Genomic DNA, 26,856 nt, shown 5'->3' on the forward strand with positions numbered 1-26,856 from the left:
GCCACGTTCAAATGGCAAAGGCTAAATTCGAACGTAATAAACCACACGTTAACATTGGTACTATCGGTCACGTTGACCATGGTAAAACAACTCTGACTGCTGCAATCACTACTGTATTGTCCAAAACTTACGGTGGCGCAGCGATCGCTTTTGATCAAATCGACAAAGCTCCAGAAGAGCGCGAACGCGGTATCACAATCTCCACAGCACACGTTGAGTACGAAACTGACGCTCGTCACTACGCTCACGTTGACTGCCCAGGTCACGCCGACTATGTTAAAAACATGATCACTGGCGCGGCTCAAATGGACGGAGCGATTCTGGTTGTATCCGCAGCTGACGGCCCAATGCCACAAACTCGCGAACACATCCTGTTGTCCCGCCAAGTAGGCGTTCCTTACATCGTCGTATTCTTGAACAAATGCGACATGGTTGAAGACGAAGAGTTGCTTGAACTGGTTGAAATGGAAGTTCGCGACCTGTTGAACGAATATGAGTTCCCAGGCGATGACACTCCAATCACTCGCGGTTCCGCTCGTGAAGCTCTGCAAAACCCAGAAGGTCCTTGGGCTGAAAAAATCGTTGAGATGTTCAAAGAAATCGATACTTACATCCCAACTCCAGAGCGCGACACTGAAAAACCATTCTTGATGCCAGTCGAGGACGTATTCTCCATCACTGGTCGTGGTACAGTTGCTACTGGCCGCGTAGAGCGTGGTACAGTTAAAGTCGGCGACGAGGTTGAAATCGTTGGTATCCACGAAGAAACTAAAAAATCCGTCGTTACGGGCGTTGAAATGTTCCGTAAATTGCTGGATTCCGCTCAAGCGGGTGACAACATCGGCGCATTGCTGCGTGGTGTTGACCGTACTCAAATCGAGCGCGGACAAGTATTGTCCAAGCCGGCTTCCGTTAAGCCACACACTGAGTTCACAGCTCAAGTTTACGTCCTGACTAAAGAAGAGGGTGGACGTCACAAACCTTTCTTCACAGGATATCGTCCACAATTCTATTTCCGTACAACTGACGTAACAGGTATCATCAACCTGCCAGAAGGTACTGAAATGGTAATGCCAGGCGACAACATCACAGTAACTGTACAACTGATCGCTCCAATCGCGATCGAAGAAGGTACTCGCTTCGCGATCCGCGAAGGTGGCCGTACAGTTGGTGCCGGTGCGGTAGCAACAATCCAAAAATAATTCGGCTTCTTGCTGAATGATTATAAGTAACATTGTACTGGAACGAGTAACGCTGTACTGGAACGAAGCTTCGGAAAAGAGTTCTTTATCCGATATCGGGTAAAGAACTCTTTTGTTTTATGAATCGGAACGGGCGTCAGGGAATAACAGCAAACATTGACGAGAAGAAACGGTAAAGGCAACAGGCATAGCAAATGAACATTTGAATGAGTTGTTTCTGCAAAGAATTATTCTTTTAAATGTATTTCTTAAATATGCTTGCAATACGCCTATCTTTTCTGTATAATAATGAATGTTGTTCTGAGACGTTGCGATGATGTGAGAGGTTACTGACACACCCGGCCCCTTTGCCATGGGAGGGTGGTCGGAAAATTTTCACGGAGTATGTCCGATACCAAATTGGGCGATAGAAGGAGGGACTAAAATGGCAAAGCAAAAAATTCGTATTCGTTTGAAAGCTTACGACCACAGAATTCTTGATCAATCCGCGGAGAAAATTGTTGAAACAGCAAAACGTTCCGGTGCTGGTGTATCCGGTCCGATTCCGCTTCCGACTGAAAAACAAATCATTACTATTCTTCGTGCGGTGCACAAGTACAAGGATTCTCGGGAACAGTTCGAGCAGCGTACACATAAACGTTTGATCGACATCGTTAACCCGACTCCACAAACTGTGGATGCCTTGATGCGCTTGGATCTGCCGTCCGGTGTAGATATCGAAATCAAACTGTAATAGATGAAATAAATCTCATGTACAAAGGAAAAGAGGTGTCAACATGAAAGGTATCTTAGGAAAAAAACTTGGAATGACTCAAGTGTTTACGGCTGAAGGTAATGTTATTCCTGTAACAGTTATCGAAGCAGGACCTTGTGTTGTTTTGCAAAAGAAAGATCTTGAGAATGATGGCTACGAAGCAATTCAAATCGGCTATGCTGATAAGAAAGAGAAAAATGCTAACAAGCCAGAAGCAGGGCACGCCAAAAAAGCGAACACTGCCCCTAAGCGCTACGTTCGTGAACTTCGCGGAATCAACCTTGCGGATTATGAAGTTGGCCAAGAGTTGAAGGCTGATATTTTCGCAGAAGGCGAGTTTGTTGACGTAACGGGTATTTCCAAAGGTAAAGGTTTTGCCGGCGTAATCAAACGTTGGGGACAAAGCACTGGTCCTATGTCTCACGGTTCGCGTTACCACCGTGGTCCGGGTTCCATGGGTTCCATCCAAGCGAACCGCGTTCCTAAAGGCAAACACTTGCCAGGACACATGGGTCATGAAACAGTAACGATCCAACGTCTTGAAGTTGTTAAAGTCGACGCTGAGCGTAACGTTCTGCTCGTTAAAGGCTCCATCCCAGGACCTAAAAACAGCTTCGTGAATGTTAAAGAAACGGTGAAAAAATAACCACTAAAGAAAGGAGGAACACGAAATGCCAAAAGTAGCAGTTTACAATGTTGAAGGTAGCCAAGTTGGCGAAGTAGAATTGAATGATGCAGTATTCGGTATCGAGCCGAACGTGCATGTTCTTCACGATGCAGTATTGCTGCAACGCGCTTCCCTGCGTGCGGGTACTCACAAAGTAAAAGGACGTTCCGAAGTCCGTGGCGGTGGACGTAAGCCTTGGAAACAAAAAGGTACAGGTCGCGCTCGTCAAGGTTCGATTCGTTCTCCACAATGGAAAGGCGGCGGTATCGTATTTGGTCCGACTCCTCGGAGCTATGCGTTCAAACTGCCTAAAAAAGTTCGTCGTTTGGCGATCAAATCGGCTCTTTCTTCCAAAGTTGTCGACAAAGACATTATCGTATTGGACGCTCTTGCACTGAGCACGCCAAAAACCAAAGAATTTGTTAACATTCTGAGCAAACTGAATGTTGACCGCAAAGCTTTGATCGTAGCTCCTAGCTTCGATGATAATGTTGCACTTTCCGCACGGAATATTCCAGGCGTGAAATTCGTTGCAGCTGACGGCATTAATGTTCTTGACGTGCTCGCGCACGACAAACTGATCATTACGAAGGAAGCAGTTCAGAAGGTAGAGGAGGTGCTCGCGTAATGAAGGATCCTCGTGATATTATCAAACGTCCGATTATTACGGAACGTACTGCTGACATGATGAACGACTTGAAATATGTATTTGAAGTCGATATCCGTGCAAACAAAACCGAGGTTAAAAAAGCTGTAGAAGCGATCTTTGGCGTGAAAGTGAAAAACGTGAACACTCTTCGTGTTCCGGCGAAACCAAAACGCTATGGCCGTTACAGTGGTTACACTTCCGAGTGGAAAAAAGCGTTCGTTACGCTGACTTCGGACAGCAAATCGCTTGAGTTCTTTGAAACTGTTTAATTGATCTTGCTAAAGTAAGGAGGGAAAACTCGTGCCAATCAAAAAGTATAAACCGACATCCCCGGCAAGACGGAATATGTCCGTATCGACATTTGAGGAAATCACCACAAATCAGCCGGAGAAATCGTTGCTCGCTCCTTTGAGTAAAAAGGCAGGCCGCAACAACCAAGGTAAAATTACGGTTCGTCACCACGGTGGTGGACACAAACGTAAATACCGTATCATTGACTTCAAACGGACCAAAGATGGAATACCGGGCCGCGTTGCTACAATCGAGTACGATCCAAACCGTACTTCGAACATCGCCCTGATCCACTATGCAGATGGTGAGAAACGTTACATCATCGCGCCTAAAGGTCTGAAAGTTGGCGATCAAGTGTTCTCTGGACCAGAAGCCGACATTAAAATCGGTAACGCGCTCCCATTGGAAAACATTCCAGTAGGTACCGTTATCCACAACATCGAGTTGAAACCAGGTAAAGGCGGACAGTTGGTTCGTGCTGCTGGTACAGAAGCTCAATTGCTCGGTAAAGAAGAAAAATACGTTTCCGTTCGTCTCTCTTCCGGAGAAGTTCGCCGTATTCTGAAAGTTTGCCGTGCAACAATCGGTTCCGTAGGTAACGAAGACCACGAGCTCGTGAAAATCGGTAAAGCCGGTCGTAGCCGTTGGTTGGGTCAACGTCCTGAAGTTCGCGGGGTAGTAATGAACCCTAACGATCACCCTCACGGTGGTGGTGAAGGCCGCGCTCCAATCGGACGTAAATCGCCTATGTCTCCATGGGGTAAACCAACTCTTGGTTACAAAACGCGTAAGAAAAACAAAGCTTCTGATAAATACATCATCCGTCGCCGCACGAAGTAATACACACTGTGCATAACTTCGTGAGGCATCTACGGATGCATAATAGCAACGGTTGAAGGGAGGATTTTACCATGAGTCGCAGTTTGAAAAAAGGGCCTTTTATTGATGGCTACCTGCTCAAAAAAGTAGAAGACATGGACGCTTCCGGCAAGAAACTTGTCATCAAAACGTGGTCCCGTCGTTCTACAATTTTCCCGCAATTCATCGGACATACATTTGGCGTTTACGATGGTCGTAAACACGTGCCGGTTTATGTTACTGAGGATATGGTCGGACACAAACTGGGTGAGTTCGCTCCAACCCGTACGTACAAAGGCCATACAGATGACGATAAGAAAACAAGAAGATAAATTGATTATCTCTAACGTTTGAGAGGAGGTTACACAATGGAAGCAAAAGCACATGCTAAGTTTATCCGCATTGCTCCTCGTAAAGTTCAACTCGTTGTTGACTTGATTCGCGGCAAGCAAGTTGGTGAGGCGGTTGCCATTCTTCGCCATACTCCGAAATCCGCTTCTCCGGTTGTTGAGAAATTGCTCAACTCGGCGATTGCGAATGCGGAACACAACTACTCTATGGATGTTAATAACTTGGTTGTTTCTCAAGTGTTCGTAAACCAAGGACCGACAATGAAACGTTTCCGCCCTCGTGCAATGGGACGTGCAAGTCGTATTAACAAACGTACTAGCCACATCACTTTGGTGGTATCTGAAAAATAGAAGGAGGGAAAACGTGTGGGCCAAAAGGTAAATCCAGTCGGACTTCGTGTCGGTATTATTCGTGACTGGGAATCGAAATGGTATGCAGGCAAGGACTTCGGTGATCTCTTGTTGGAAGACGTGAAGATTCGTGAATTCCTTAAAAATAAACTGAAAGACTCCGCTGTATCTCGCATCGAAATCGAGAGAGCGGCAAACCGTGTGAACGTAACAATCCACACCGCGAAACCAGGTATGGTTATCGGTAAAGGTGGTTCGGAAGTTGAAAATCTGCGTGGTCAAATCACCAAAATCGCAGGTGGCAAAAAAGTTCACATCAACATCTCTGAAATCAAAAACCAAGACCTGGACGCGGTCCTCGTTGCTGAAAGCATTGCACAACAACTGGAACGCCGTGTTTCTTTCCGTCGTGCTCTGAAACAAGCAATTCAAAGAACTATGCGCTCCGGTGCTAAAGGGATCAAAACTCAAGTGGGCGGACGTCTTGGCGGTGCTGAGATCGCACGTTCGGAAGGCTACAGCGAAGGAACTGTTCCACTGCATACGCTTCGTGCCGACATCGACTACGGTACAGCTGAAGCTCATACTACTTACGGTCGTCTGGGCGTAAAAGTATGGATCTATCGTGGAGAGGTTCTTCCTACGGCTAAGAAACAAGCTGCTAAGGAAGGAGGCAACTAATCATGTTGGTACCAAAACGTGTAAAACACCGTAAGCAACAACGCGGTCACATGAAAGGCCAAGCTAAAGGCGGAACTACGCTGAACTTCGGCGAATACGGTCTGCAAGCAACGGAACCAGCTTGGATTACTAACCGTCAGATCGAAGCGGCTCGTATCGCGATGACTCGTTATATCAAACGTGGCGGTAAAGTATGGATCAAAATTTTCCCTGATAAACCGATCACTCAAAAGCCTCTCGAGGTTCGTATGGGTAGCGGTAAAGGTAACGTAGAAAAATGGGTAGCAATTGTGAAACCAGGCAAGATCATGTTCGAACTTGCTGGCGTACCAGAAGAAGTTGCTCGTGAAGCAATGCGTCTGGCTGCTCACAAACTGCCGATCAAAACGAAGTTTGTGAAACGTGAAGAAGTGGGTGGTGAAGCAAATGAAAGCAACTGAATTTCGCAACCTAACCTCTGCTGAAATCGAGCAAAAGATTGCCGGATTTAAAGAAGAACTCTTTAATCTGCGCTTTCAACTTGCTACCGGTCAGCTGGATAACCCGACTCGTATCCGTGATGTGCGGAAAGAAATAGCTCGTGCTAAAACCATTATCCGTGAAAGAGAACTGGGAATCGGTTAATATCGACCGGATGGATATTCCGTCCGTGATCAGGAAGGAGGCCAACAATGAGCGAAGAACGTAACGCACGTAAAGTGCAAATCGGTAAAGTGGTTAGTGACAAAATGGACAAAACAATCGTTGTTGCTGTAGAAACTTACAAAAAACACGACTTGTACCATAAACGCATTAAATACACAAAAAAATTCAAAGCGCATGACGAAGAAAACACTGCGAAAATCGGTGACACCGTGAAAATCATGGAAACTCGTCCGCTTTCGAAAGATAAACGCTGGAGACTGGTTGATGTCGTTGAAAAAGCGGTTATCATCTAATGACTCGGCAGCATAGCTGAAAGGAGGAAAACTAAATGATTCAACCATTTACACGTTTGGCTGTAGCCGACAACTCTGGTGCGAAGGAACTGATGTGTATCCGTGTACTGGGTGGTACGGGACGTCGTACAGCTCAAATCGGCGATCTGATCGTTTGCTCTGTAAAACAAGCAACACCAGGCGGCGTTGTCAAAAAGGGTGATGTAGTAAGAGCGGTTGTCGTTCGTACGAAACGTTCTGTACGTCGTAAAGACGGTTCCTACATCGGGTTTGACGAAAACGCAGCGGTTGTTGTCAAAGAAGACAGAAGCCCGCGCGGAACACGTATTTTCGGACCTGTTGCTCGTGAACTTCGCGAGAAGGATTTCATGAAAATCGTTTCCTTGGCTCCAGAAGTTATCTAATAGCTTAGCTCGTGATGTGAGAAACAGGAGGTGTACGAAATGCCAAGAGTGAAAAAAGTTCTGGAATCCCATAACAACAAACTTCACGTGAAAAAGGAAGACACAGTTATGGTGATCAGCGGTAAAGACAAAGGCAAAAAAGGCCGTGTCATCGCTGCTTATCCTCGTGAGAACCGCGTCCTTGTGGAAGGTGTGAACATGGTGAAAAAACACCAGAAGCCTAACCAACAAAACCCGCAAGGCGGCATCATCGAGAAAGAAGCTCCGATTCATGTTTCCAACGTGATGCATATCGATCCAAAGAGCGGAAAAGTAACCCGTATCGGTTACAAAGTATTGGATAACGGTAAAAAAGTTCGCGTTGCAAAACGTTCCGGAGAAATCATCGACTAATCGAACCGATCAAGAAAGGAGGGCTATGATTCATGGCATCAAGAATGAAAGAACGTTACCTGAACGAAATCACTCCTGCTTTGGTGCAGAAGTTTAACTATACGACGGTAATGCAAGTGCCGAAAATCGAGAAAGTTGTAATCAACATGGGTGTGGGCGATGCAGTCCAAAACTCCAAAGTGTTGGATTCGGCTGTAAACGATTTGCAGCTGATCGCAGGTCAAAAACCTGTAATCACTCGTGCGAAAAAATCCATCGCAGGTTTCAAACTGCGTGAGAACATGCCAATCGGTGTGAAAGTAACGCTGCGCGGTGAGCGTATGTACTACTTCCTCGATAAATTGTTCAACGTAACTTTGCCACGCGTCCGCGACTTCCGCGGTGTGTCCAGCAAAGCGTTTGACGGCCGTGGTAACTACACTCTGGGTCTGAAAGAGCAATTGATCTTCCCAGAGATCGAGTACGATAAAGTAGACAAAGTTCGCGGTATGGACATTGTTATCGTAACTACTGCAAAAACTGACGAAGAGTCCCGCGAGTTGCTTACGCAACTGGGAATGCCTTTCGTAAAATAAGTTGACGTAACGTTTCCGGGTGTCTGGAAAGACTCCCTTTTCTCCGAAATTATTTAGGAGGTGTCAGGCTAAGTGGCAAAAACTTCGATGAAAGTTAAACAACAACGCACACCTAAGTTCAAAGTACGTGCTTATACACGCTGTGAGCGTTGCGGACGTCCACACTCGGTGCTGCAGAAGTTCAAAATTTGCAGAATTTGCTTCCGTGAATTAGCTTATAAAGGCCAGATTCCTGGCGTGAAAAAAGCAAGCTGGTAAAAAGTTCTGAACGGGAAGGAGGTTAACTCACAATGACTATGTCTGATCCAATTGCAGATATGCTTACTCGTATTCGTAACGCGAACACGGTTCGTCACGAAACGGTAGAAATGCCTGCTTCGACGATGAAAAAACAAATCGCTGACATTCTGAAGCGTGAAGGTTTCATCCGTGATGCAGAATATATCGATGATAACAAACAAGGGATTATCCGTGTTTTCCTGAAATACGGACAAAACAACGAGCGCGTTATCTCTGGTCTGAAAAGAATCAGTAAACCAGGTCTTCGTGTTTACACGAAGAGCAACGAAGTACCTCGCGTACTCGGCGGTCTCGGAATCGCGATCATCTCGACATCCAAAGGTGTTATGACGGACAAAGAAGCTCGTCAAGCAAAAGCCGGCGGCGAAGTCGTATGCTACGTTTGGTAATATAACGTCACAAGATAGGAGGTGCAACATATGTCCCGTATTGGTCGCAAACCAATCACTGTACCAAGTGGTGTAGACATCACTTTGGAAAACTCCGTTATTACGGTTAAAGGTCCAAAAGGAACGTTGACTCGTGAACTTCACAAAGACATGAAGGTCACAGTTGAAAACAACGAAATTACAGTTGTGCGTCCTTCCGACAACAAAACTCACCGTTCCCTGCACGGAACTACGCGTAGCGTTGTAAACAACATGGTGAGTGGCGTAACTGAAGGTTTCGCAAAATCTCTGGAACTGGTTGGGGTCGGATATCGTGCAAGCAAATCCGGAGATAAAATCGTACTGAACGTTGGATACTCCCACCCGGTTGAAATCACTCCGGAAGCGGGAATCGAATTCGAAGTTCCTTCGAATACGAAAATCATCGTTCGCGGGATCGACAAAGAGCGCGTAGGTGCTTACGCTGCTAAAATCCGTTCCGTTCGTGAACCTGAGCCGTACAAAGGTAAAGGTATTAAATATGAAGGCGAGCGTATCATCCGTAAGGAAGGTAAAGCCGGTAAGAAGAAATAAGATTTCTCTTACCGCCTTTGCGCGGCTTTCGGCTTGCTTGCTTCTCGTGTATCTAATATACCCCGTGGCTTCATCTCTGAAGCCTGCGAGGTAACCTGAAAGGAGTGAAATCCAGAGATGATTACGAAACAGGATAAAAACAAGGCACGTCTGAAAAGACATCTGCGCGTTCGTAAGAAAATCCAAGGAACGGCAGCGCGTCCTCGTTTGAACGTTTTCCGTTCTGGTAAACATATTTACGCTCAAATCATCGATGACGTAGCTGGTGTAACGATCGCTTCCGCGTCTACTGTAGACAAAGAACTGAGCAGCGACATCAAAAACGGCGCATCTGTTGAGTCTGCTCGTAAAGTTGGCGAACTCGTCGCTAAACGTGCGAAAGACAAAGGTGTATCGAACATCGTATTTGACCGTAGCGGTTATCTGTACCATGGTCGCATCGCAGCATTGGCTGAAGCGGCTCGTGAAGCAGGACTTGAGTTTTAAGATATTTTTCAAAAGGAGGTTAACGACTTGTTGCGTGTAGATCCGAATACTTTGGAACTGACTGAAAGAGTTGTAAATATTAATCGCGTAGCTAAAGTAGTAAAAGGCGGACGTCGTTTCAGCTTCAGCGCACTGGTTGTTGTCGGTGACGGCAATGGCTGGGTTGGAGCTGGTATCGGTAAAGCAGGCGAAGTACCTGACGCGATTCGCAAAGGTATCGAAGATGCTAAGAAAAATCTGATCCACGTACCACTCGTAGGAACTTCGATTCCTCACTTGGTAACTGGTAAATTCGGCGCAGGACGCGTTCTGTTGAAACCAGCTGCTGAAGGTACTGGAGTTATCGCCGGCGGTCCGGTTCGTGCGGTTCTCGAGCTGGCTGGTGTGGGCGACATTTTGACAAAATCTCTGGGTTCTTCGAATTCCATGAACATGGTCAATGCGACTTTGGAAGGTTTGTCCCGTTTGAAACGTGCTGAAGATGTTGCAAAACTGCGCGGCAAATCCGTCGAAGAGCTTCTGGGTTAAGGAGGGGAATCTCATGGCTAAATTGGAAATTACCCTCGTCCGCAGCTTGATCGGACGTCCGGAGACGCAAAGAACAACTGTGAAAACATTGGGCTTGCGCAAAATCAACAGCAAAGTGGTTCAAAACGACAATCCTGCCATTCGTGGTATGATCAACAAAGTAAGCCACCTGGTTTCTGTTAAAGAAATCGAGGCTTAAGACGGGTAAATCCCACAAATCTTTAAGGAGGTGCAACGAACGATGAAGTTACATGAGCTTTCCCCAGCTCCTGGATCCCGCAAAGAGCGCAAACGCGTAGGTCGCGGTCCAAGTAGCGGTACGGGTAAAACATCAGGTCGCGGTCACAAAGGACAAAACGCTCGTTCCGGCGGTGGTGTGCGTCCGGGCTTCGAAGGTGGACAAAATCCATTGTATCGTCGCTTGCCAAAACGCGGTTTCGTAAACCCAACTCGCAAAGAATATGCGGTTGTGAATATTGAAGACCTGAACAGTTTTGCTGCGGGTACTGAAGTAACTCCAGAATTGCTGCTGACAAACGGCGTTGTTAAAAACGCTAAGTCCGGCATCAAAATTCTGGGTAACGGCGAAGTCACTGTACAGTTGACTGTTAAAGCTAACAAGTTTTCTCAATCTGCGGTGGAGAAAATTGAAGCTGCCGGCGGTAAAACCGAGGTGATTTAATGTTCAAGACCCTAAAGAATATCTGGCGGGTTGAAGATCTGCGCAAAAGGGTATTATTTACCCTTTTTGTCCTGATCATTTATCGCATCGGATCGTTCGTTCCTGTACCGGGAGTTGACAAAGCAGTTTTTGAAGCAACAAACTCTGCAGGTAAGGAAATTTTTGGGCTGCTTAATACGTTCTCGGGTGGAGCGCTGTTCCAGTTCTCGATTTTTGCACTCGGGATCGTACCTTACATTACAGCATCGATTATCGTGCAGCTGCTGTCCATGGACGTCATTCCTAAATTGACAGAATGGGCTAAGCAGGGCGAGCAGGGTAAGAAAAAATCGGCACAGCTTACGCGTTACCTAACGGTAGCTTTGGCATTGATTCAAGCGTTTGGTACTTCGATCGGATTCAATCGCTTGTACAATACTCAAATGATACCGAATGCAACCTTTGCAGATTATATCCTGATCGCAATTGTTCTTACAGCGGGTACATCATTCCTGATGTGGCTTGGTGAGCAGATCACCGAGAAGGGCATCGGAAACGGGATTTCGATTTTGATCTTTGCAGGTATCCTGGCAACAGCGCCTAACATTATCAAACAAACCATCGAGTCCGATTTCATCCAAGCTGATCAATTGTTTATGAACATCCTGAAAGGTGTAATCATTGCAATCGTGATTGTATTGATTATCATGGGGGTCATTTACATTCAGCAGGCGATTCGGAAAATTCCGGTTCAATATGCCAAACGTGTTGTAGGCAACAAAATGTACGGTGGACAGAATACTCACATTCCGCTGAAGATTAATGCAGCTGGTGTAATTCCTGTCATCTTTGCTTCGTCACTGCTGATGTTCCCTACGATCATCGCAAACTTCTGGGCTGACCGTGCTTGGGCACAATGGATCGGAGCCAACCTGACAACGCACAAACCACTCGGTATGGTATTGTATGTTGTCATGATCTTTGGTTTCACCTTCTTCTATACTTTCGTACAGATGAATCCGCAGCAGATGGCTGATAACATGAAAAAGAACGGCGGTTACATCCCAGGCATTCGCCCGGGGAAAGCAACTGAGAAATATTTGACCCGCGTCATGACTCGTTTGACAATGGCCGGAGCCATCTTCTTGGCTGTCATTTCCGTACTGCCTGTAATCTTGGGCGCACTTTCTGGTTTGCCTCAATCCGCGCAAATTGGAGGAACTTCCCTCCTGATCGTTGTCGGTGTTGCGCTGGATACGATGAAGCAAATCGAAAGCCAATTGATCAAACGCCACTACAAAGGTTTTATCAATAAATAGGCAATAGGTACCGGTCAAGCTAACATTTACTTGCCCGGCACCTATTGTGCTGTTTGTTGATGTAGGGTAGTCTTGGAGGGAGTGACATAACGTGAACATCCTATTCATGGGCCCTCCGGGGGCAGGAAAAGGAACGCAAGCAGACGTCATCGTGAAAGAGTTCGGTATTCCCCATATCTCAACAGGCGATGCATTTCGCCTCGCGATTAAACAGGGAACTCCCATTGGCCTGAAAGCCAAGGAATACATGGATCAAGGTTTGCTCGTACCGGATGATGTGACCATCGGCATCGTTGAAGAACGTTTGCAGCAGCCTGATTGCAAGGAAGGTTTTCTCTTGGATGGATTTCCAAGAACCCTTTCCCAAGCAGAAGCGCTGGATGGCATTCTGGAACGTTTGAACTCTGGTCTGGATCATGTCATCAATCTGAAAGTAGACCGCAACAAGCTGCTGGCTCGTCTTACCGGACGCCGGATTTGCAAAAATTGCGGAGCTACCTATCATGTCGTGTTTAATCCGCCTAAGCAGGAAGGTATTTGTGATAAATGCGGAGGCGAGTTATACCAACGCTCGGATGATAACGAGGAGAGCGTAGGCACACGCCTTGACGAATATATCAACAAAACAGCACCACTCCTCACGTTCTATGAGAACAAGGATCTCCTTCGCCAAATTGACGGAGAGCAAGAGATCGAACAGGTTTCTCAAGAAATCGTGTCCTTGTTGCGGGGTTAATTGAATGATCATTGGTAAGTCAGAAACGGAACTGGGCTTGATGAGGGAAGCAGGGAGGATTGTTGCGGAAACGCATCGGCTCCTGGCAGAGCATATCGCTCCCGGAATTACGACTGGTGAACTTGACCGTATGGCCGATCAATATATCCGTAGTCAAGGAGCTGTGCCGTCTTTCAAAGGTTATAACGGTTTTCCTGCCAGTGTGTGCGCTTCAGTCAATGAAGAGTTGGTGCATGGATTTCCCGGCAAACGCAAGTTGAACGAAGGCGATATCGTTACGTTTGACATTGGCGCGCAGTACCAGGGGTATCATGGAGATTCTGCCTGGACTTATCCAGTCGGCCGTATTTCCGAAGAAGCCGAGCGTCTTCTGGACGTTACCGAGGCTTCGTTATACGCAGGTCTGGCGCTGGTTAAACCGGACGTTCGCTTGTTTACAATATCTCATGCGATTCAAAAATATATCGAGGATGCAGGCTTTTCAGTCGTTCGCGAATATACCGGTCACGGCATAGGCGCAGAGCTGCACGAAGATCCTGATATTCCGAACTACGGTCTCCCTGATCGGGGACCACGGCTCAAAGCGGGCATGGTGCTGGCCATTGAGCCGATGGTTAACGCAGGCAAACGGTATGTGAGAACATTGGAGGATAATTGGACCGTCGTCACAGTAGATGGCTCATTATGCGCCCACTTTGAACACACCGTGGCAGTTACGCCCGATGGCATGGAAATTTTCACAAAACTGAATGCGTAGGTGATAAGGCATGAACAATACCTCTACTCCGCAGCTCGGTCAACTTGTGAAGATCCGTAAAGGCCGCAATGCGGACCAAGCCGCAGTAATTGTTGCTATCGCGGACAGCAGGTTCGTATATATTGCGGATGGAGACAAACGTAAGTTTGATCAGCCCAAGAAGAAAAATATTCTTCATCTGGAGCTCCAGCCGATGATTAGCAGCGAGGTCGTAAACAGTTTAAACGAGAGTGGGCGGGTGACGAACGGAAAGCTGCGCTATGCGGTGCATTCGTTTCTGGAATCCACCAACATTCAAGCTGAAGAGAAAGGAGACTGAATTATGGCCAAGGAAGATGTCATTGAAGTGGAAGGTACCGTCCTTGAACCGCTTCCGAACGCGACGTTCAAGGTTGAGCTTGAGAATGGTCACCAAATTCTCGCTCACGTTTCCGGCAAGTTGCGGATGCACTTCATCCGGATCCTGACTGGAGACAAAGTGGTTGTACAGTTATCGCCTTATGACTTGACAAAAGGTCGCATAACTTACCGTAAATAGTTGTAGACAGTTGCAATGAACTGTGAAGCTTATGAGCGGGTTTTGCCCGGCAAAACTTGCGAAAGCTTCGAAGCCGGTTTTACAATGGTAAAACCAGGTCAATGCTTACGAAGAGAGTTTTGCTAAGCAAAACTTTGAGGAGGTAATTCACATGAAGGTAAGACCTTCGGTCAAACCGATTTGCGAAAAATGCAAAGTCATTCGCCGCAAAGGGAATGTAATGGTTATCTGTGAAAATCCGAAACACAAACAAAAACAAGGTTAATGAAGGGGGTGTAGCGTAAAATGGCACGTATAGCTGGTGTGGATTTGCCACGTGATAAGCGCGTTGAGATCGCCTTGACTTATATTTTCGGAATCGGTAAAACGACTTCCCAGAAAATTCTGAGCTCTACAGGCATCAATCCGGACACTCGTGTTCGTGATTTGACGGAAGATGAAGTCAGCAAATTGCGTGAAAGTATCGACAAAGAGGTCAAAGTAGAAGGTGACCTGCGTCGTGAAATCTCTTTGAATATTAAACGTTTGACGGAGATCGGATGTTACCGTGGAGTTCGTCATCGTCGTGGTCTGCCTGTTCGCGGACAACGTACGAAAACGAATGCCCGTACTCGTAAAGGTCCTCGTCGTACTGTAGCGAACAAGAAGAAATAATAAGGGGGGATAAGAGAAAATGGCTAAACCGAAAAAAGTCGTACGTACTAAACGTCGTGACCGTAAAAATATTGAATCTGGCGTGGCACATATCCGCTCCACGTTCAATAACACCATCGTTACCATTACGGATCCTCACGGAAACGCAATTTCGTGGGCAAGTTCCGGCGGCCTCGGATTCAGAGGTTCCCGTAAATCGACTCCGTTTGCTGCACAAATGGCTGCTGAGACTGCTGCCAAAGCTGCAATGGAACATGGTATGAAAGCCGTTGAGGTTATGGTTAAAGGACCAGGCGCTGGCCGTGAAGCTGCGATCCGCTCTTTGCAAGCCGCTGGTCTTGAAGTTAACCTGATCAAAGACGTGACTCCAGTCCCGCATAACGGATGCCGTCCTCCAAAACGTCGTCGTGTCTAATGAGATTTGCCCCTGCGTGTGGTATAAAAACCGTGCAATCTGCTAATAATGGTTGTTTAGGCATACTACTACATGTTTTCGCAAGAGAAGGTAAATGTTTCATAGAGGACCGACGTTTTGAAGGAGGGGTATTGCAGTGATTGAAATCGAAAAGCCGAAAATTGAGACGGTAAACGTCAACGATGATGGCACCTATGGGAAATTCGTAGTAGAACCGCTGGAGCGCGGGTACGGTACGACGCTGGGCAACTCGCTTCGCCGTATTTTGCTCTCCTCGCTGCCGGGTGCGGCAGTGTCTTCGGTTCAAATCGATGGCGTTCTACATGAATTTGCTACAGTTCCTGGCGTAATGGAAGATGTGACGGAAATTATCCTGAACCTGAAAGCTTTGTCGCTGAAGATTCATTCGGACGAGGAGAAAGTGCTCGAGATTGATGCTGAAGGCGAAGGAGTTGTAACGGCAGGAGACATTCGTGCGGATTCCGACGTGGAGATCCTTAACCCGGATCTGCATATCGCTACGCTTGGACCAGGTTCGAGACTTCATATGCGTATTTTTGCCAATCGCGGTCGCGGCTACGTCCAGGCAGATCGGAACAAACGCGATGACCAGCCGATCGGCGTCATCCCTGTCGATTCGATCTTTACCCCGATCAGTCGCGTCAATTATGCCGTGGAAAATACGCGTGTCGGCCAGGTAACCAACTATGACAAGCTCACGTTGGAAGTTTGGACTGACGGAAGTATTCGTCCGGAAGAGGCAGTAAGCCTTGGCGCTAAAATTTTGACCGAGCATCTGATGCTCTTCGTAGGTCTTACAGACGAAGCGAAAGACGCAGAGATCATGGTTGAAAAAGAAGAAGACAAAAAAGAAAAAGTGCTCGAAATGACGATCGAAGAGTTGGATCTCTCTGTTCGTTCCTACAATTGCCTCAAACGTGCCGGCATCAACACGGTACAAGAGCTGACCACGAAAACGGAAGAAGACATGATGAAGGTGCGCAACCTGGGTCGCAAGTCTTTGGAAGAAGTTCAGGAGAAGCTCGAGGAATTGGGACTGGGACTTCGTACAGAAGAATAACCAGCCGAGTGCTTGTGTGGAGGAGGGAAAACAATGGCATACCAAAAGTTGGGCCGTAACTCCAGCGCGCGTAAAGCTTTGTTCCGCGATCTGGTAACCGACCTGTTCTTGTACGAACGCATTCAGACAACTGAGGCTAAAGCAAAAGAGGTTCGCTCTATTGCTGAAAAACTGATCACGAAAGCGAAGCAAGGTGATCTTCATGCCCGCCGTCAAGTGGCAGCTTACGTTCGTCGCGAAACAATCGATGGAGAGCAAGATGCAATCCAAAAACTGTTTAGCGAACTGTCCACTCGTTACGCTGAGCGTCCAGGCGGATACACTCGTATCCTGAAACTGGGACCTCGTCGTGGTGACGCAGCTCCTATGGTTTACCTGGAACTGGTAGACCGCGCGTAAAAACAGATGGGATAAGAAAGGGGACAGAATCTGAGGATTTTGGATCATCCCTTTTTTTCTCTTCATTTCGGATTCCGCGCTGTAATTGAAGCTCCGAAAGGGGCTTCTTTTGCTGTTCGGGACAGGAACAGGCTTAGTATGGAACAAAGGTGAGGTAATGATGCGCAACTTGTGTATGACGTTGACCTATGACGGTACGGCTTATTACGGCTTCCAGTCGCAGCCGGACGGGAATACGATCCAGGATTATATTGAAAAGGCCATCTTTGAGCTAACCGGAGAAAAGGTCAAGATTACAGGCTCCGGCAGGACCGATGCAGGCGTTCACGCCCGCAGGCAAATTTTCAATTTCCACACGTCTTCCCAAATTCCGGTGGAACGATGGTGCGTAGCGTTAAACTCCCGTTTGCCTTCCGACATTGTCGTGATCGATGCGATCGAGGTGCCGCTTGATTTTCACTCCCGATATGAGGCGAAAAGAAAAACGTACCGCTATACCATCAATGCGAACCAATTCGCGGATGTGTTCAACAGGAGGCTGCAATACCATCACCATGCAAAGCTGGATATCGCGGCCATGCAGGAAGGGTTGCGTCATTTTATAGGGACGTATGATTTTACGACCTTCGCTTCGAGGCACTCGCAGAAGGATAACCATGTCCGTTCCATATACGACGCCTGGCTTGAGGTGGATCGTTCCATGTGCAGAGATAACCCGCGAGATCAAGGTGTGATTCACATTTATGTGACCGGTAACGGTTTTTTGCAGCATATGGTCCGAATCATGGTGGGCACGCTGCTGCAGATCGGAGAGGGCAAGCGGAAAGCCTCTGATGTGCCAAAGATGATTGCTGCGTGCGATCGTGCTGCTGCAGGTCCTACTGCGGTAAGTCATGGTTTGATGTTATGGGATCTGGAATACAAGAAAGAATAAATTTGGTTTACGAAACTGCAATTTATACTTGCGATTTTGTCCCTTATCCTGTAATATAAAAGTTGTGTTTTCTTAATGGCTTTCCCACAGCCCCAATTAAGAGCTGCACAATGAACAACTATCCATCAACACCTAAAGTTATAACTTAACGAACGAAGATAAATGAAAATGATGATTGGAAACAATTAAGGAGGAACTATTCATGCGTACCACGTACATGGCGAAGCCAAACGAAGTTGAGCGCAAATGGCACATCATTGATGCTGAAGGCAAAACGCTCGGACGCCTGGCAAGCGAAGCAGCTGCATTGATCCGCGGCAAACATAAGCCACAATTCACTCCACATGTGGATACTGGTGATTTCGTTATCATCATCAATGCGGAGAAAATCGTATTGACTGGTAAAAAAATGTCCGATAAAAAATACTACCGTCACTCGATGCACCCAGGTGGTTTGAAAGTAACTACTGCTGAAGAGATGGTTAAAAACAAACCTGAACGTATGTTGGAATTGGCTGTTCGCGGCATGCTTCCTAAAACTCGCATGGGCGAGCAAATGAAGCTGAGACTCAAAGCGTACAGAGGCACAGAGCATCCACATGCAGCACAAAAACCAGAAGTTTACGAACTTCGCGGTTAATTAAAAGGAGGACAGTTTCATGGCACAAGTACAATACTATGGGACAGGTCGTCGTAAACATTCGGTAGCTCGTGTTCGTCTCGTACCGGGTGAAGGACGCATTGTCATCAATAAACGTGATATCAATGAATACTTCGGTTTGGAAACTCTTAAACTGATCGTAAAACAACCACTGACTTTGACTGAAACATTGAACAACTACGATGTTCTGGTTATCGCTCATGGTGGCGGAATCTCCGGTCAAGCCGGTGCAATCCGTCACGGGATCTCCCGTGCTCTGCTGAAAGCAGATCCGGAGTACCGTGCATCCCTGAAAAAAGCTGGATTCCTGACTCGTGACCCACGCATGAAAGAACGTAAAAAATACGGTCTCAAAGCGGCTCGTCGCGCTCCTCAGTTCTCCAAGCGTTAATTTGTACGACAAAAGCCTTTGGCCTATGGCCAGAGGTTTTTTTTATCTTTCAAAGGAAGGCACAGATTTAATGAATGGATGAAGGGAAAGGGGCTGCAACCATGATTTAACTGTCGTTAAATTCATAATGGATGAAAGTCATCAGGATTTCTTATGGATTTCATCAGCATTACTTAGAGATAACGACAGAATACAGGACATTTCAGGCTTGCATTTTATTCCCTTAATTTCGATCTGATATGAAGCGTGGAACGTTTTAGTCTGAAAGGATGTATGATGAACAATTCGTAAAGCCTTGCTCCAGCAACGCCTTTGAATGCAGCTGTTCGAAATGCGCTCCCTTTAGTCAGGACCTGCGTTTGCACTTTTCTTCGCTGGTAATGTAAAACTGATGAAAGCTGCAGCTGAAGTGAATAAAAATAACAGCCCTTAACAGGCGTTGGAGGGCCATTTTTGCCAAATGTCAGGCATTGACAATGCCAATGAAAGATTTATACTATGTATAATTCATATTCGTTTAGTCGGTTTTATGTTTTTTGAAAAGCAGATTGGGGGGATATTCAATCATGAATTTGTTCGAAAAGGAAGAGCTTGCGCGCACGAAGGCCGAGGAGTTGGAGAACGCAAGTCCCGAGGATATAATTCGTTACGCGATCGAGACATTTCCGAAGATTACGTTTGCATGCAGCTTCGGTGCAGAAGACGTTGTGCTTGTAGACATGCTGCAAAAGATCAGCCCGTCTACGGACATTTTTTATTTAGATACCGATTTTCACTTTAAGGAAACGTATGAGACTCGCGATAAACTGAAAGAGCGGTATAATCTTGACTTTGTTCGTGTTTCCCCTAAAATTACGCCAGAGGAACAAGCTGCACAGCATGGGGATGAGTTATGGAAATCTGACCCGAATGCGTGCTGCAACATCCGTAAAGTAGAACCGCTGACTCGGATTTTGTCCCAGTACGATGCATGGATTACAGGAATTCGACGGGACCAGGCACCTACACGCGCCAATGCGAAGAAGGTAGAATACGATTTGAAATTCGGGCTGATGAAATTCAATCCGATTGCCCATTGGACTTCCGATGATGTCTGGGAATACATCCGTGCGAACAATGTCATTTACAATCCGCTTCATGATCAGAACTATCCAAGCATCGGCTGCGAACATTGCACCCGTCAGGTCATGCCTGGCGAAGATCCACGTGCGGGCCGCTGGTCCGGAAACGAGAAAACAGAGTGCGGGCTGCACAAATAACCATATTCTATACAGCGAGCTGACAAGATAACTACGATTCTGCCTCATGGAGGTACGCTGGTACAGCGTGTCGCACAAGGAGAAGAACGTGAACAATTGCTGCGGGACAGCGAGAAACTGACCATGAAGGTGTAGGCGACTACTACGGCACGTATGAAGCACAAGAGATTTTCTCGAACTTTACGGCTGAAGAATTGGGCATTACGCCATTGTTCTTGACATAGCTTCTTTTGCACCAAATGCAGCAACATGGCATCGAGCAAAACGTGCCCGCACGACAAATCACAGCATCTGACGCTGTCTGGCACAAAAGTGCGTGGTTTGCTCCGTAACGGAGAGTGCACGCCACTGGAATTTACGTGTTCTGAGGTCGCCAAGATCCTGATCGAAGAAATGACGGACCAAGTAAGCGTCTAGCGCTCAGGGGTATATTTGTCCACCTTGTCCCATATAGATGATTAGAGTCATTTATATGGGACGAGGTGGTTTTTTGTATGCGTAAAAAGGTGGGTAAACATTTCGTATTGTGGATTCGTTTACGCACGGTCAAACGGCTCTTATTCAGTCTGTGCCTTCTTGCCATGTTTGTAGCGGTAGTCTCTTATGAACTCCCTTCTGCCAAAACGTCGGGATACTGGAGCTTGCCTTTGGCCGGCAAAGTCATTGCCATTGATGCAGGACATGGAGGACCGGATGGAGGGGCCGTAAGCAAGCAGGGGGTCATCGAGAAAGATATTAACCTGTCCATCGCCCTGTATGTTCGTGACTACTTGCAGCAAGCTGGCGCGTTGGTAGTCATGACCAGGGAGATTGATCAGGACTTGGCTTCCCCGGACACCAAGGGATACTCCAAACGTAAAACGGAGGACCTCAAGCAGAGGGTTAGACGGATTGAGGATAAGCAGGCAGACCTCTTTATCAGCATTCATATGAACAGCGTTCCTTCCAACCGGTGGAGCGGGGCGCAGGTGTTCTATACACCTAACCACCCTGACAATGAAGCATTGGCCAATCTGTTGCAGTCCGAGATTATTCGCAATCTCGAAAACACCGACCGGATCGCCAAAACGGTGAATACGGTGTATCTTTTGCAGGCCCTGAAAATTCCTTCGGCCCTGGTAGAGGTTGGTTTCTTGTCGCACCCTGAGGAAGCACGACTGCTTGCGGATGAGAACTATCAGCGGAAGGTCGCCGCATCCATCTATAATGGCATCTTGCGGTACTCGTCCGGGGAAAGGCCCAAAAGGTAGCCACAGGCGAGAATGAGAGTGGTATAATTAAGGCAGCATATTTAAATACATGCCAATAGATAAAGCTGAGGTGCTGTCTGATGATGTTATCAAAGGAACAGATCCTTGAACTATTGCAGCCTTTGCAAGAGCCACAACTGGGCGTTAGTTTGACGGAGCTGCAATGGATTCGAGATGTCATGGTAAAGGAACATCATGTGTCCCTCACCATCGTAACGCTGGACAATAAGCCGGAGGACACAGAAACTCTTCGTGATGCTGTACAAGCCATTTTATTGCAGCATGGGATCGAGGATGTACATATCCGGCTCCGTGCGGCATCCGAGCACGAACGGGATAAGGTATTGGGGGAATCTCCTATACCGGAAGAGGAGGATGAAGTCCTTGTAAAAGGCCATGCAGCCGGACTTGACGGCCATGAATTGCTTGACCCGGAATCCGGAGTACGCTTCATTGCAATTGCAAGCGGCAAGGGTGGCGTGGGGAAATCAACCGTTACGGTGAATTTGGCGACAGCGCTTGCACGGCAAGGCAAGAAGGTAGGGGTGATCGATGCGGATATCTACGGTTTTAGTGTGCCGGACATGATGGGCATCGAGGAATACCCTGTCGTGGAGGATGGCGTCATCCAGCCTGTTGAACGGTTTGGCGTCAAAGTGATGTCCATGGGATTTTTCATCCGGGAGAACAATCCTGTAATTTGGCGGGGTCCCATGCTTGGACGCATGTTACGGCAGTTCTTTACCGACGTGAATTGGGGAGAACTGGATTATATGTTGCTGGACCTGCCGCCTGGAACCGGCGACGTGGCTCTGGACGTTCATCAGATGCTGCCGCAGAGCAAAGAAATCATCGTCACGACGCCTCATGCCACCGCTGCATTTGTAGCAGCCCGTGCGGGAGCGATGGCGATTCAGACCAATCACGAACTGCTCGGCGTTGTGGAGAATATGGCTTACCACGAGTGCGGCAAATGCGGGGAAAAAGAATACATATTCGGTCGTGGCGGGGGCGGACAGCTTGCTGAAAGCCTGCACACCAAACTGCTTGCCCAGATTCCGCTTGGCTCACCGGATAACCACGTCTCAGAGCCGGATTTCTCGCCATCGGTATTCAAGGCGGATACGCGTATTGGAGCTCTGTATGATGAGGTTGCCCAATTGATCGATAACGAGTTCTGAAGATTAAAAAGGAAAGCTCGCATCCATGAAGGGTGCGAGCTATTGTTGAATCAGCATTTCCGCTAAAGCCCAGGCTGATCGATTGCTTTCTGATCATTACAATCCGACCCCAATTAAAGCGAGCCGAGTTCGACGTCTTTCATAACAAAATATATGTGGATGATGTCCTGCCTCGTTGTTATAAACGTTTGTTTCGCTGTCTTATGAACCTTGGCCGCCACCGCCACCACCGTCGCCGCCGCCGCCGCCATCTTTCCCGCCGTCGCCGCTATCTTGACCTTGGCCGCTTTGGCCTTCCTGCTTCTGTTGTCCGCCGCTTTCGACTTTCGGTTGCAACTCATCCTGCACAACCTTTTTGAGCAGTGTTAACACTTCCATGCGGAAAAGCGGATTTTGCATTACTTCCTGCATAACCGTCATGGTTTGTTTACGGTATTCGGGTGTTTTCGTCATGTCCATGAACATTTTGGACACCTCGGGGGACTTCATAATGTCCTCGATCGACTTTTGGTACGTAGGGTCTTTAATAAGCTGCATATGAAGCTGCTTGCTTTGCGCATTGACCACTTTGGCGAATTCTCCCGCAAATTGCGGATCCGTCATGATCTTTTCAAATTCCTTCTGGTACTCCGGAGCCGTAATTGTATCCTTCACCGCGATGCGGATCTGCTCTGAGGATTGCGCAGGCATCAGCATTTTCATGCCGATCGTCCCTGTTCCTCCTCCGCCTTGGCCAGAACCTTGTGTTCCCCCGGCCCCAGAAGAGCTTTGGCCAGTTATGGCCTCCTCCACGGCTTTTTTGCCTTCATCGCTTTTGAGAATATCGACGACCATTGTTTTCATCTCTTTATAACTGCCCTGGGGGGCCGAATAATTCTGATCTGAACCACAGCCCGCCAGTGCGACGGAGAGGCCCAGCATAACGCCGCAAAGCTGCCATAAAGGCCGTTTCATAGGCATAATCCCTCCTTGATGAGATACTGGATGTAGTATGTGATAAGCGCCTTCGAAATATGTTGGCCGATGATGGTTTTTTACTGTGAAGGTTGGTAAAATAAACAATCGGGGGGTGGAAAACATTTGAATTTGCGTAAATGGTTGTTTCTGTTTTGGACAGCCCTGCTGATTGGGGCAGTTGGTTCCCTCTTTACCGGTATTGCTATGATGTTGTTCAACGGGGAGAGGACGAATGGTCTCGCCGATATTCTGCTTTATCTCCTCATACTGCTCGGCTCGGGCGTAATGATTAGCGTTTATTCGCAAATGGGTTTTTTCGCTTATCTGATCTTGAATTACATGGGCAAAGGCGTTTTCCCTAAACGTGCCTGGCAAATCATTCAAATTGTGCTAACCATATTTGCGCTGCTGGATGTCATGTTTTTGCGGTTGTTTGTCGCAGGGGGGCAAGAAAGATGGTCGGACGTTGTGCTCGGCATCATCATTTTGGCGGCGGCAATTGTTACCGCTTACGTAAAGGTGAAGCAAACCCACATTTCCGCGTTGGTGCCTACGCTATTTTTCATGATTGCAGCAACGATCGTGGAAACAATCGGCGTACTCCGCATCGATGTTAATGCAGCCACCGTGTTTATTGTCGTTCCATTGCTTCTGTGCAATGCATACCAGATCCTGCTGCTGCACAGACTTGTGGAAGGGCAGGGATTAGCTCAGCCGGTAAGCAGTAAAGGCAGAAGTCCTAAAATTGAAGCATAAAGCAGTCGATAAACGTATATGGATACATGACAAAAGAGCTAACCGGGTTAGCTCTTTTCGTTTGGTTTTTCGGGCGGTTACTGAGAAATGGCTTGATCGCGAACTTCAGATCCCTTTACGTTGGAATGGTTCAGCAGTTCGGACACGGTGGCAAACTCGTAGCCTTGTTGGCGCAGTTTGGCGATAATGGCAGGAAGCGCTTCATGCGTTTGTTTGGAAGAATCGCTTGCATGAAGTAGAACGATGTCTCCGGGGTGGGCTTTGCTGACAACGCGGTCCACAATGGTCTGTGCACCAGGATTCTTCCAGTCGAGGGAATCCGTATCCCACTGCACCACCTGGTAGTTCAGACTGCTCGCGACCTGGAGCACACGTTTGTCAAAATCGCCATTCGGCAGACGCAGGAGGTTTGGTTCTTTTCCCGTCAAATCGGTTAAAATGCTGTGAGCTGTCATAATTTGTTTGCGAATCTCTTCTTCCGTCATTCTGCTGTAGTTGTCGTGTTTGTGGCCATGACTGCCGATTTCGTACCCTGCATCTTTGATTGCACTGACGATTTCAGGATGTGTTTTGCTCCAAGGAGATGATAGAAAGAAGGTTGCTTTCTGCACGTTGTTCTCTTTGAGCACTTTTAGGATCGGTTCTGTGCGTTTGTCGCCCCAACTGATGTCAAAGGTAAGAGCGATCACTTTTTTCTCGGTGGGCACACTATACACAGCAGATGGCGTGTCCTCCGAAAATACGGAAACGTCCCCGGTTTCCAAATAGATGATTCCAATCGCAAACACGGCAGCAGCCAGCACGATCAGATACCGTTTGATTTTTTTGCCGCTGAATACATAGAACGAGTTCATTTCGCTAAGCGCCCCTCTCCCCTAAGAAATGCTTGTTTACTTTTCAATGTATGCTCGTACCGCCCAGTTATTCTTTAAGCCGGAAGGTTGTTTACGTACAAATTCGAAAAAAATAGAATCCGCAGGAGGTATTCATGTTTAAATTCAGCACCTTTCTAGAAGGTATGGGCTCCATTCGGAGCGCGATTTTATGGTCGTTCATATTGTTTGCCGCAGGAATCGGTATTGGGTGGATCAGTACGGGAGCGCTTGAAGATGTGTTATTGGGGCAGATCAGGGGCTTGCGCGAAGCCAGTGAGCAATTGGAGCAAGGGGGCAACGTGCAGTGGAACTTCTTCTTGTTCATTTTCTTCAACAATGCCATTAAAAGTGTGCTGGTCATATATGCCGGTATTTTCTTTGGAATATTGCCAGTGGTTTTTCTCCTGATTAATGGGATGGTGATCGGATTTCTCGTTAATGTTACGACGAGTAATGGTGCAAGTCTGTTCGATATCGTTGTTAAAGGATTGCTGCCTCATGGCATTATCGAAATACCTGTAATTATTATTGCCTGCGCATTTGGGCTGAAATTTGGCGGATTGGCGCTGCGTAGTTTGATTCAGCTTGTCGGCCAGAAACGTCAACAGACCGGTCGGCAATGGGCACAATTTCTGCGTATGACGATAGCCGCTTCATGTTGGATCGTTATTCTGTTATTTATTGCCGCCATTATAGAGAGCACGATTACGTATAGCATTGTGCGTGGATAAATTTGTATGCAATTACATTCATAATTTTTCTGAAAGTTGACCATAACAATAAAACGGGTGCCAGCAGTTACAATAAATCTTCAGTGAGGAACGGCAACCGCTGCTGACGCCGCGTTGTCAAATAGAATGCCTTTGTTTGCGGGAAAGGCGAGAGATGACATAACTATCCATATGCTGAAAAAGGAGAACTCTAATGCTGGGTATGCTGTTTAACGATAAGGAATGCAAGGAATTGGACTATGTTTTACGCAAAGAGCTGGATGAAATGCTTTTTGACTTAAGTGATCACCGACTTGACCAGGAAATTAAATACGCGATTGCAAGCCGATACAAAACGGTGTTCCGCATGTATGCAAGGTTCGCACCTCCCAAAGAGTTGTCCAAATATGCGAGAGGCGGTAAGGTTAAAAATTTCAAATCATGAAGCTTAGGAGAAGGGGAAATAGTTTCACGGTTTTATCAGGCAGGCGGAGGTGTTTGCACAGGATCGTAGGGCACGCCTCCGTATATATAAGTTTTTTGGAGAAGCAGGGAAGAAATATTCCGAAAAGGGTTGACCTTTGGCGGAGCATATGATAAATTAACATTCGTTCCTTTTTAGGAATTCGTTTTTCTAGCAAGATGATTTTCTATGAAAAATAGAAGAAAAAAAGTTCTTGCAAAGAAGTTTTGAATGTGTTATATTATAAAAGTCGCCGCTGAAAAACAGCGAGGGCGAATATAACGAAGTTTGATCTTTGAAAACTGAACAACGAGTGAGTAATGCGAAGGTTTTTGGTACATGTCGTATGACTGTATGAACACCGGAGCGATATTGAGATATTTTATCTCGTCAGATTCAAAATGAGCTAATCGCTCTTTTCAATACCTCAGATGATTTTCATCACGATTAACCTCGTGACCGAAATTCAT

43 protein-coding genes and 1 pseudogene are annotated in these 26,856 nt (G+C 47.0%); 42 read left to right on the plus strand and 2 right to left on the minus strand.

Features of this window, described 5'->3' with window-relative positions:
* Positions 1-11: 11 nt before the first annotated feature.
* The 39 genes and pseudogenes from tuf (at position 12) to L6H98_RS30295 (ending at position 22,625) form a co-directional block, all read left to right on the plus strand.
* Complete coding sequence (tuf, locus tag L6H98_RS30105) at positions 12-1,202, plus strand: elongation factor Tu (protein WP_236421396.1); 1,191 nt, start codon at positions 12-14, stop codon at positions 1,200-1,202.
* A gap of 424 nt (positions 1,203-1,626) precedes the next feature.
* Entirely contained in the window at positions 1,627-1,935 is a 309-nt protein-coding gene (gene rpsJ / locus L6H98_RS30110; RefSeq protein ID WP_017692074.1) for a 30S ribosomal protein S10, read from the plus strand.
* A 43-nt stretch (positions 1,936-1,978) separates the two neighbouring features.
* Positions 1,979-2,602, plus strand: a complete 624-nt coding sequence (gene rplC, locus L6H98_RS30115; RefSeq protein WP_236421397.1) for a 50S ribosomal protein L3 — start codon at positions 1,979-1,981, stop codon at positions 2,600-2,602.
* A 25-nt stretch (positions 2,603-2,627) separates the two neighbouring features.
* Positions 2,628-3,251, plus strand: coding sequence for a 50S ribosomal protein L4 (rplD, locus tag L6H98_RS30120; RefSeq protein WP_236421398.1), 624 nt, complete (start codon positions 2,628-2,630; stop codon positions 3,249-3,251).
* Positions 3,251-3,541, plus strand: coding sequence for a 50S ribosomal protein L23 (gene rplW / locus L6H98_RS30125; protein ID WP_236421399.1), 291 nt, complete (start codon positions 3,251-3,253; stop codon positions 3,539-3,541). The genes rplD and rplW overlap by 1 nt, the downstream gene beginning before the upstream one ends.
* Before the next feature lie 31 nt (positions 3,542-3,572).
* Positions 3,573-4,403, plus strand: a complete 831-nt coding sequence (gene rplB / locus L6H98_RS30130) for a 50S ribosomal protein L2 (RefSeq protein ID WP_236421400.1) — start codon at positions 3,573-3,575, stop codon at positions 4,401-4,403.
* A gap of 71 nt (positions 4,404-4,474) precedes the next feature.
* Positions 4,475-4,753: a 30S ribosomal protein S19 gene (rpsS, locus tag L6H98_RS30135; protein WP_236421401.1), complete on the plus strand. Its 279-nt coding sequence runs from the start codon at positions 4,475-4,477 to the stop codon at positions 4,751-4,753.
* A 36-nt stretch (positions 4,754-4,789) separates the two neighbouring features.
* Positions 4,790-5,122 carry a 50S ribosomal protein L22 gene (rplV, locus tag L6H98_RS30140; RefSeq protein ID WP_236421402.1) on the plus strand — a complete coding sequence of 111 codons (333 nt, stop codon included), beginning with the start codon at positions 4,790-4,792 and terminating at the stop codon, positions 5,120-5,122.
* A 15-nt stretch (positions 5,123-5,137) separates the two neighbouring features.
* A complete protein-coding gene (gene rpsC / locus L6H98_RS30145; protein ID WP_236421403.1) occupies positions 5,138-5,803 on the plus strand; it encodes a 30S ribosomal protein S3 in 666 nt (221 codons plus the stop codon).
* A 2-nt stretch (positions 5,804-5,805) separates the two neighbouring features.
* Positions 5,806-6,243, plus strand: coding sequence for a 50S ribosomal protein L16 (gene rplP / locus L6H98_RS30150; RefSeq protein WP_236421404.1), 438 nt, complete (start codon positions 5,806-5,808; stop codon positions 6,241-6,243).
* On the plus strand, positions 6,230-6,427 hold the full coding sequence (rpmC, locus tag L6H98_RS30155) for a 50S ribosomal protein L29 (protein WP_236421405.1): 198 nt from the start codon (positions 6,230-6,232) through the stop codon (positions 6,425-6,427). The genes rplP and rpmC overlap by 14 nt, the downstream gene beginning before the upstream one ends.
* A 47-nt stretch (positions 6,428-6,474) precedes the next feature.
* Positions 6,475-6,741 (plus strand): 30S ribosomal protein S17, encoded by a 267-nt coding sequence (gene rpsQ / locus L6H98_RS30160; protein ID WP_236421406.1) that lies wholly within the window; start codon positions 6,475-6,477, stop codon positions 6,739-6,741.
* 35 nt (positions 6,742-6,776) lie between these two features.
* Positions 6,777-7,145 (plus strand): 50S ribosomal protein L14, encoded by a 369-nt coding sequence (gene rplN / locus L6H98_RS30165; protein WP_236421407.1) that lies wholly within the window; start codon positions 6,777-6,779, stop codon positions 7,143-7,145.
* Positions 7,146-7,184: 39 nt separating this feature from the next.
* Entirely contained in the window at positions 7,185-7,538 is a 354-nt protein-coding gene (gene rplX, locus L6H98_RS30170) for a 50S ribosomal protein L24 (RefSeq protein WP_090924672.1), read from the plus strand.
* A gap of 32 nt (positions 7,539-7,570) precedes the next feature.
* Positions 7,571-8,113 (plus strand): 50S ribosomal protein L5, encoded by a 543-nt coding sequence (gene rplE, locus L6H98_RS30175; RefSeq protein WP_236421408.1) that lies wholly within the window; start codon positions 7,571-7,573, stop codon positions 8,111-8,113.
* A gap of 72 nt (positions 8,114-8,185) precedes the next feature.
* A complete protein-coding gene (locus L6H98_RS30180; RefSeq protein ID WP_013312154.1) occupies positions 8,186-8,371 on the plus strand; it encodes a type Z 30S ribosomal protein S14 in 186 nt (61 codons plus the stop codon).
* Between the two features lie 32 nt (positions 8,372-8,403).
* Complete coding sequence (gene rpsH, locus L6H98_RS30185) at positions 8,404-8,802, plus strand: 30S ribosomal protein S8 (RefSeq protein ID WP_236421409.1); 399 nt, start codon at positions 8,404-8,406, stop codon at positions 8,800-8,802.
* Positions 8,803-8,832: 30 nt separating this feature from the next.
* Positions 8,833-9,375 carry a 50S ribosomal protein L6 gene (rplF, locus tag L6H98_RS30190; protein ID WP_236421410.1) on the plus strand — a complete coding sequence of 181 codons (543 nt, stop codon included), beginning with the start codon at positions 8,833-8,835 and terminating at the stop codon, positions 9,373-9,375.
* 117 nt (positions 9,376-9,492) lie between these two features.
* Complete coding sequence (gene rplR / locus L6H98_RS30195) at positions 9,493-9,861, plus strand: 50S ribosomal protein L18 (RefSeq protein WP_236421411.1); 369 nt, start codon at positions 9,493-9,495, stop codon at positions 9,859-9,861.
* A gap of 30 nt (positions 9,862-9,891) precedes the next feature.
* Positions 9,892-10,389 (plus strand): 30S ribosomal protein S5, encoded by a 498-nt coding sequence (gene rpsE / locus L6H98_RS30200; protein ID WP_236421431.1) that lies wholly within the window; start codon positions 9,892-9,894, stop codon positions 10,387-10,389.
* 13 nt (positions 10,390-10,402) lie between these two features.
* Entirely contained in the window at positions 10,403-10,588 is a 186-nt protein-coding gene (rpmD, locus tag L6H98_RS30205) for a 50S ribosomal protein L30 (RefSeq protein ID WP_236421412.1), read from the plus strand.
* A 42-nt stretch (positions 10,589-10,630) separates the two neighbouring features.
* Positions 10,631-11,071, plus strand: a complete 441-nt coding sequence (gene rplO, locus L6H98_RS30210) for a 50S ribosomal protein L15 (protein ID WP_236421413.1) — start codon at positions 10,631-10,633, stop codon at positions 11,069-11,071.
* Positions 11,071-12,369: a preprotein translocase subunit SecY gene (gene secY / locus L6H98_RS30215; protein WP_236421414.1), complete on the plus strand. Its 1,299-nt coding sequence runs from the start codon at positions 11,071-11,073 to the stop codon at positions 12,367-12,369. The genes rplO and secY overlap by 1 nt, the downstream gene beginning before the upstream one ends.
* Before the next feature lie 91 nt (positions 12,370-12,460).
* On the plus strand, positions 12,461-13,105 hold the full coding sequence (locus L6H98_RS30220) for an adenylate kinase (protein ID WP_236421415.1): 645 nt from the start codon (positions 12,461-12,463) through the stop codon (positions 13,103-13,105).
* Between the two features lie 4 nt (positions 13,106-13,109).
* Positions 13,110-13,862 carry a type I methionyl aminopeptidase gene (gene map, locus L6H98_RS30225; RefSeq protein WP_236421416.1) on the plus strand — a complete coding sequence of 251 codons (753 nt, stop codon included), beginning with the start codon at positions 13,110-13,112 and terminating at the stop codon, positions 13,860-13,862.
* A 10-nt stretch (positions 13,863-13,872) separates the two neighbouring features.
* Positions 13,873-14,181, plus strand: coding sequence for a KOW domain-containing RNA-binding protein (locus tag L6H98_RS30230; protein WP_236421417.1), 309 nt, complete (start codon positions 13,873-13,875; stop codon positions 14,179-14,181).
* Positions 14,182-14,184: 3 nt separating this feature from the next.
* Positions 14,185-14,400, plus strand: a complete 216-nt coding sequence (gene infA / locus L6H98_RS30235; RefSeq protein ID WP_017692098.1) for a translation initiation factor IF-1 — start codon at positions 14,185-14,187, stop codon at positions 14,398-14,400.
* Between the two features lie 151 nt (positions 14,401-14,551).
* Positions 14,552-14,665 carry a 50S ribosomal protein L36 gene (gene rpmJ, locus L6H98_RS30240; protein ID WP_003333770.1) on the plus strand — a complete coding sequence of 38 codons (114 nt, stop codon included), beginning with the start codon at positions 14,552-14,554 and terminating at the stop codon, positions 14,663-14,665.
* Between the two features lie 20 nt (positions 14,666-14,685).
* Entirely contained in the window at positions 14,686-15,054 is a 369-nt protein-coding gene (gene rpsM, locus L6H98_RS30245) for a 30S ribosomal protein S13 (RefSeq protein WP_095293406.1), read from the plus strand.
* 19 nt (positions 15,055-15,073) lie between these two features.
* A complete protein-coding gene (rpsK, locus tag L6H98_RS30250) occupies positions 15,074-15,469 on the plus strand; it encodes a 30S ribosomal protein S11 (protein WP_017692100.1) in 396 nt (131 codons plus the stop codon).
* 136 nt (positions 15,470-15,605) lie between these two features.
* Positions 15,606-16,550: a DNA-directed RNA polymerase subunit alpha gene (locus tag L6H98_RS30255; protein WP_236421418.1), complete on the plus strand. Its 945-nt coding sequence runs from the start codon at positions 15,606-15,608 to the stop codon at positions 16,548-16,550.
* 33 nt (positions 16,551-16,583) lie between these two features.
* Positions 16,584-16,949 carry a 50S ribosomal protein L17 gene (rplQ, locus tag L6H98_RS30260; protein WP_236421419.1) on the plus strand — a complete coding sequence of 122 codons (366 nt, stop codon included), beginning with the start codon at positions 16,584-16,586 and terminating at the stop codon, positions 16,947-16,949.
* Between the two features lie 160 nt (positions 16,950-17,109).
* Complete coding sequence (gene truA / locus L6H98_RS30265; protein ID WP_236421432.1) at positions 17,110-17,883, plus strand: tRNA pseudouridine(38-40) synthase TruA; 774 nt, start codon at positions 17,110-17,112, stop codon at positions 17,881-17,883.
* A gap of 202 nt (positions 17,884-18,085) precedes the next feature.
* Positions 18,086-18,523: a 50S ribosomal protein L13 gene (gene rplM / locus L6H98_RS30270; RefSeq protein ID WP_236421420.1), complete on the plus strand. Its 438-nt coding sequence runs from the start codon at positions 18,086-18,088 to the stop codon at positions 18,521-18,523.
* A 19-nt stretch (positions 18,524-18,542) separates the two neighbouring features.
* On the plus strand, positions 18,543-18,935 hold the full coding sequence (gene rpsI / locus L6H98_RS30275; RefSeq protein ID WP_236421421.1) for a 30S ribosomal protein S9: 393 nt from the start codon (positions 18,543-18,545) through the stop codon (positions 18,933-18,935).
* 566 nt (positions 18,936-19,501) lie between these two features.
* A complete protein-coding gene (locus L6H98_RS30280) occupies positions 19,502-20,194 on the plus strand; it encodes a phosphoadenylyl-sulfate reductase (RefSeq protein ID WP_236421422.1) in 693 nt (230 codons plus the stop codon).
* Positions 20,195-20,313: 119 nt separating this feature from the next.
* Positions 20,314-20,611: pseudogene (sat, locus tag L6H98_RS30285) on the plus strand (sulfate adenylyltransferase); the annotation flags it as partial.
* Positions 20,612-20,688: 77 nt separating this feature from the next.
* On the plus strand, positions 20,689-21,444 hold the full coding sequence (cwlD, locus tag L6H98_RS30290; protein ID WP_236421423.1) for an N-acetylmuramoyl-L-alanine amidase CwlD: 756 nt from the start codon (positions 20,689-20,691) through the stop codon (positions 21,442-21,444).
* A gap of 83 nt (positions 21,445-21,527) precedes the next feature.
* Complete coding sequence (locus L6H98_RS30295) at positions 21,528-22,625, plus strand: Mrp/NBP35 family ATP-binding protein (protein ID WP_236421433.1); 1,098 nt, start codon at positions 21,528-21,530, stop codon at positions 22,623-22,625.
* Positions 22,626-22,826: 201 nt separating this feature from the next.
* Here the strand turns inward: L6H98_RS30295 and gerD are convergent, their stop codons facing one another.
* Entirely contained in the window at positions 22,827-23,579 is a 753-nt protein-coding gene (gene gerD / locus L6H98_RS30300; RefSeq protein WP_236421424.1) for a spore germination lipoprotein GerD, read from the minus strand.
* Between the two features lie 126 nt (positions 23,580-23,705).
* On the opposite strand from gerD, the gene L6H98_RS30305 reads away from it, so the two are divergent.
* Complete coding sequence (locus L6H98_RS30305; protein WP_236421425.1) at positions 23,706-24,338, plus strand: KinB-signaling pathway activation protein; 633 nt, start codon at positions 23,706-23,708, stop codon at positions 24,336-24,338.
* A gap of 77 nt (positions 24,339-24,415) precedes the next feature.
* On the opposite strand, the gene pdaB is transcribed toward L6H98_RS30305, so the two are convergent.
* Positions 24,416-25,192, minus strand: coding sequence for a polysaccharide deacetylase family sporulation protein PdaB (gene pdaB / locus L6H98_RS30310; RefSeq protein WP_236421426.1), 777 nt, complete (start codon positions 25,190-25,192; stop codon positions 24,416-24,418).
* A 134-nt stretch (positions 25,193-25,326) separates the two neighbouring features.
* On the opposite strand from pdaB, the gene L6H98_RS30315 reads away from it, so the two are divergent.
* A complete protein-coding gene (locus L6H98_RS30315) occupies positions 25,327-25,944 on the plus strand; it encodes a stage II sporulation protein M (RefSeq protein WP_236421427.1) in 618 nt (205 codons plus the stop codon).
* 193 nt (positions 25,945-26,137) lie between these two features.
* A complete protein-coding gene (locus tag L6H98_RS30320) occupies positions 26,138-26,368 on the plus strand; it encodes a hypothetical protein (protein ID WP_236421428.1) in 231 nt (76 codons plus the stop codon).
* The last annotated feature ends 488 nt before the right edge of the window (positions 26,369-26,856 follow it).

The sequence above is a fragment of the Paenibacillus sp. JJ-223 genome, from assembly GCF_927798175.1.
GTDB lineage: Bacteria > Bacillota > Bacilli > Paenibacillales > Paenibacillaceae > Paenibacillus > Paenibacillus hubeiensis.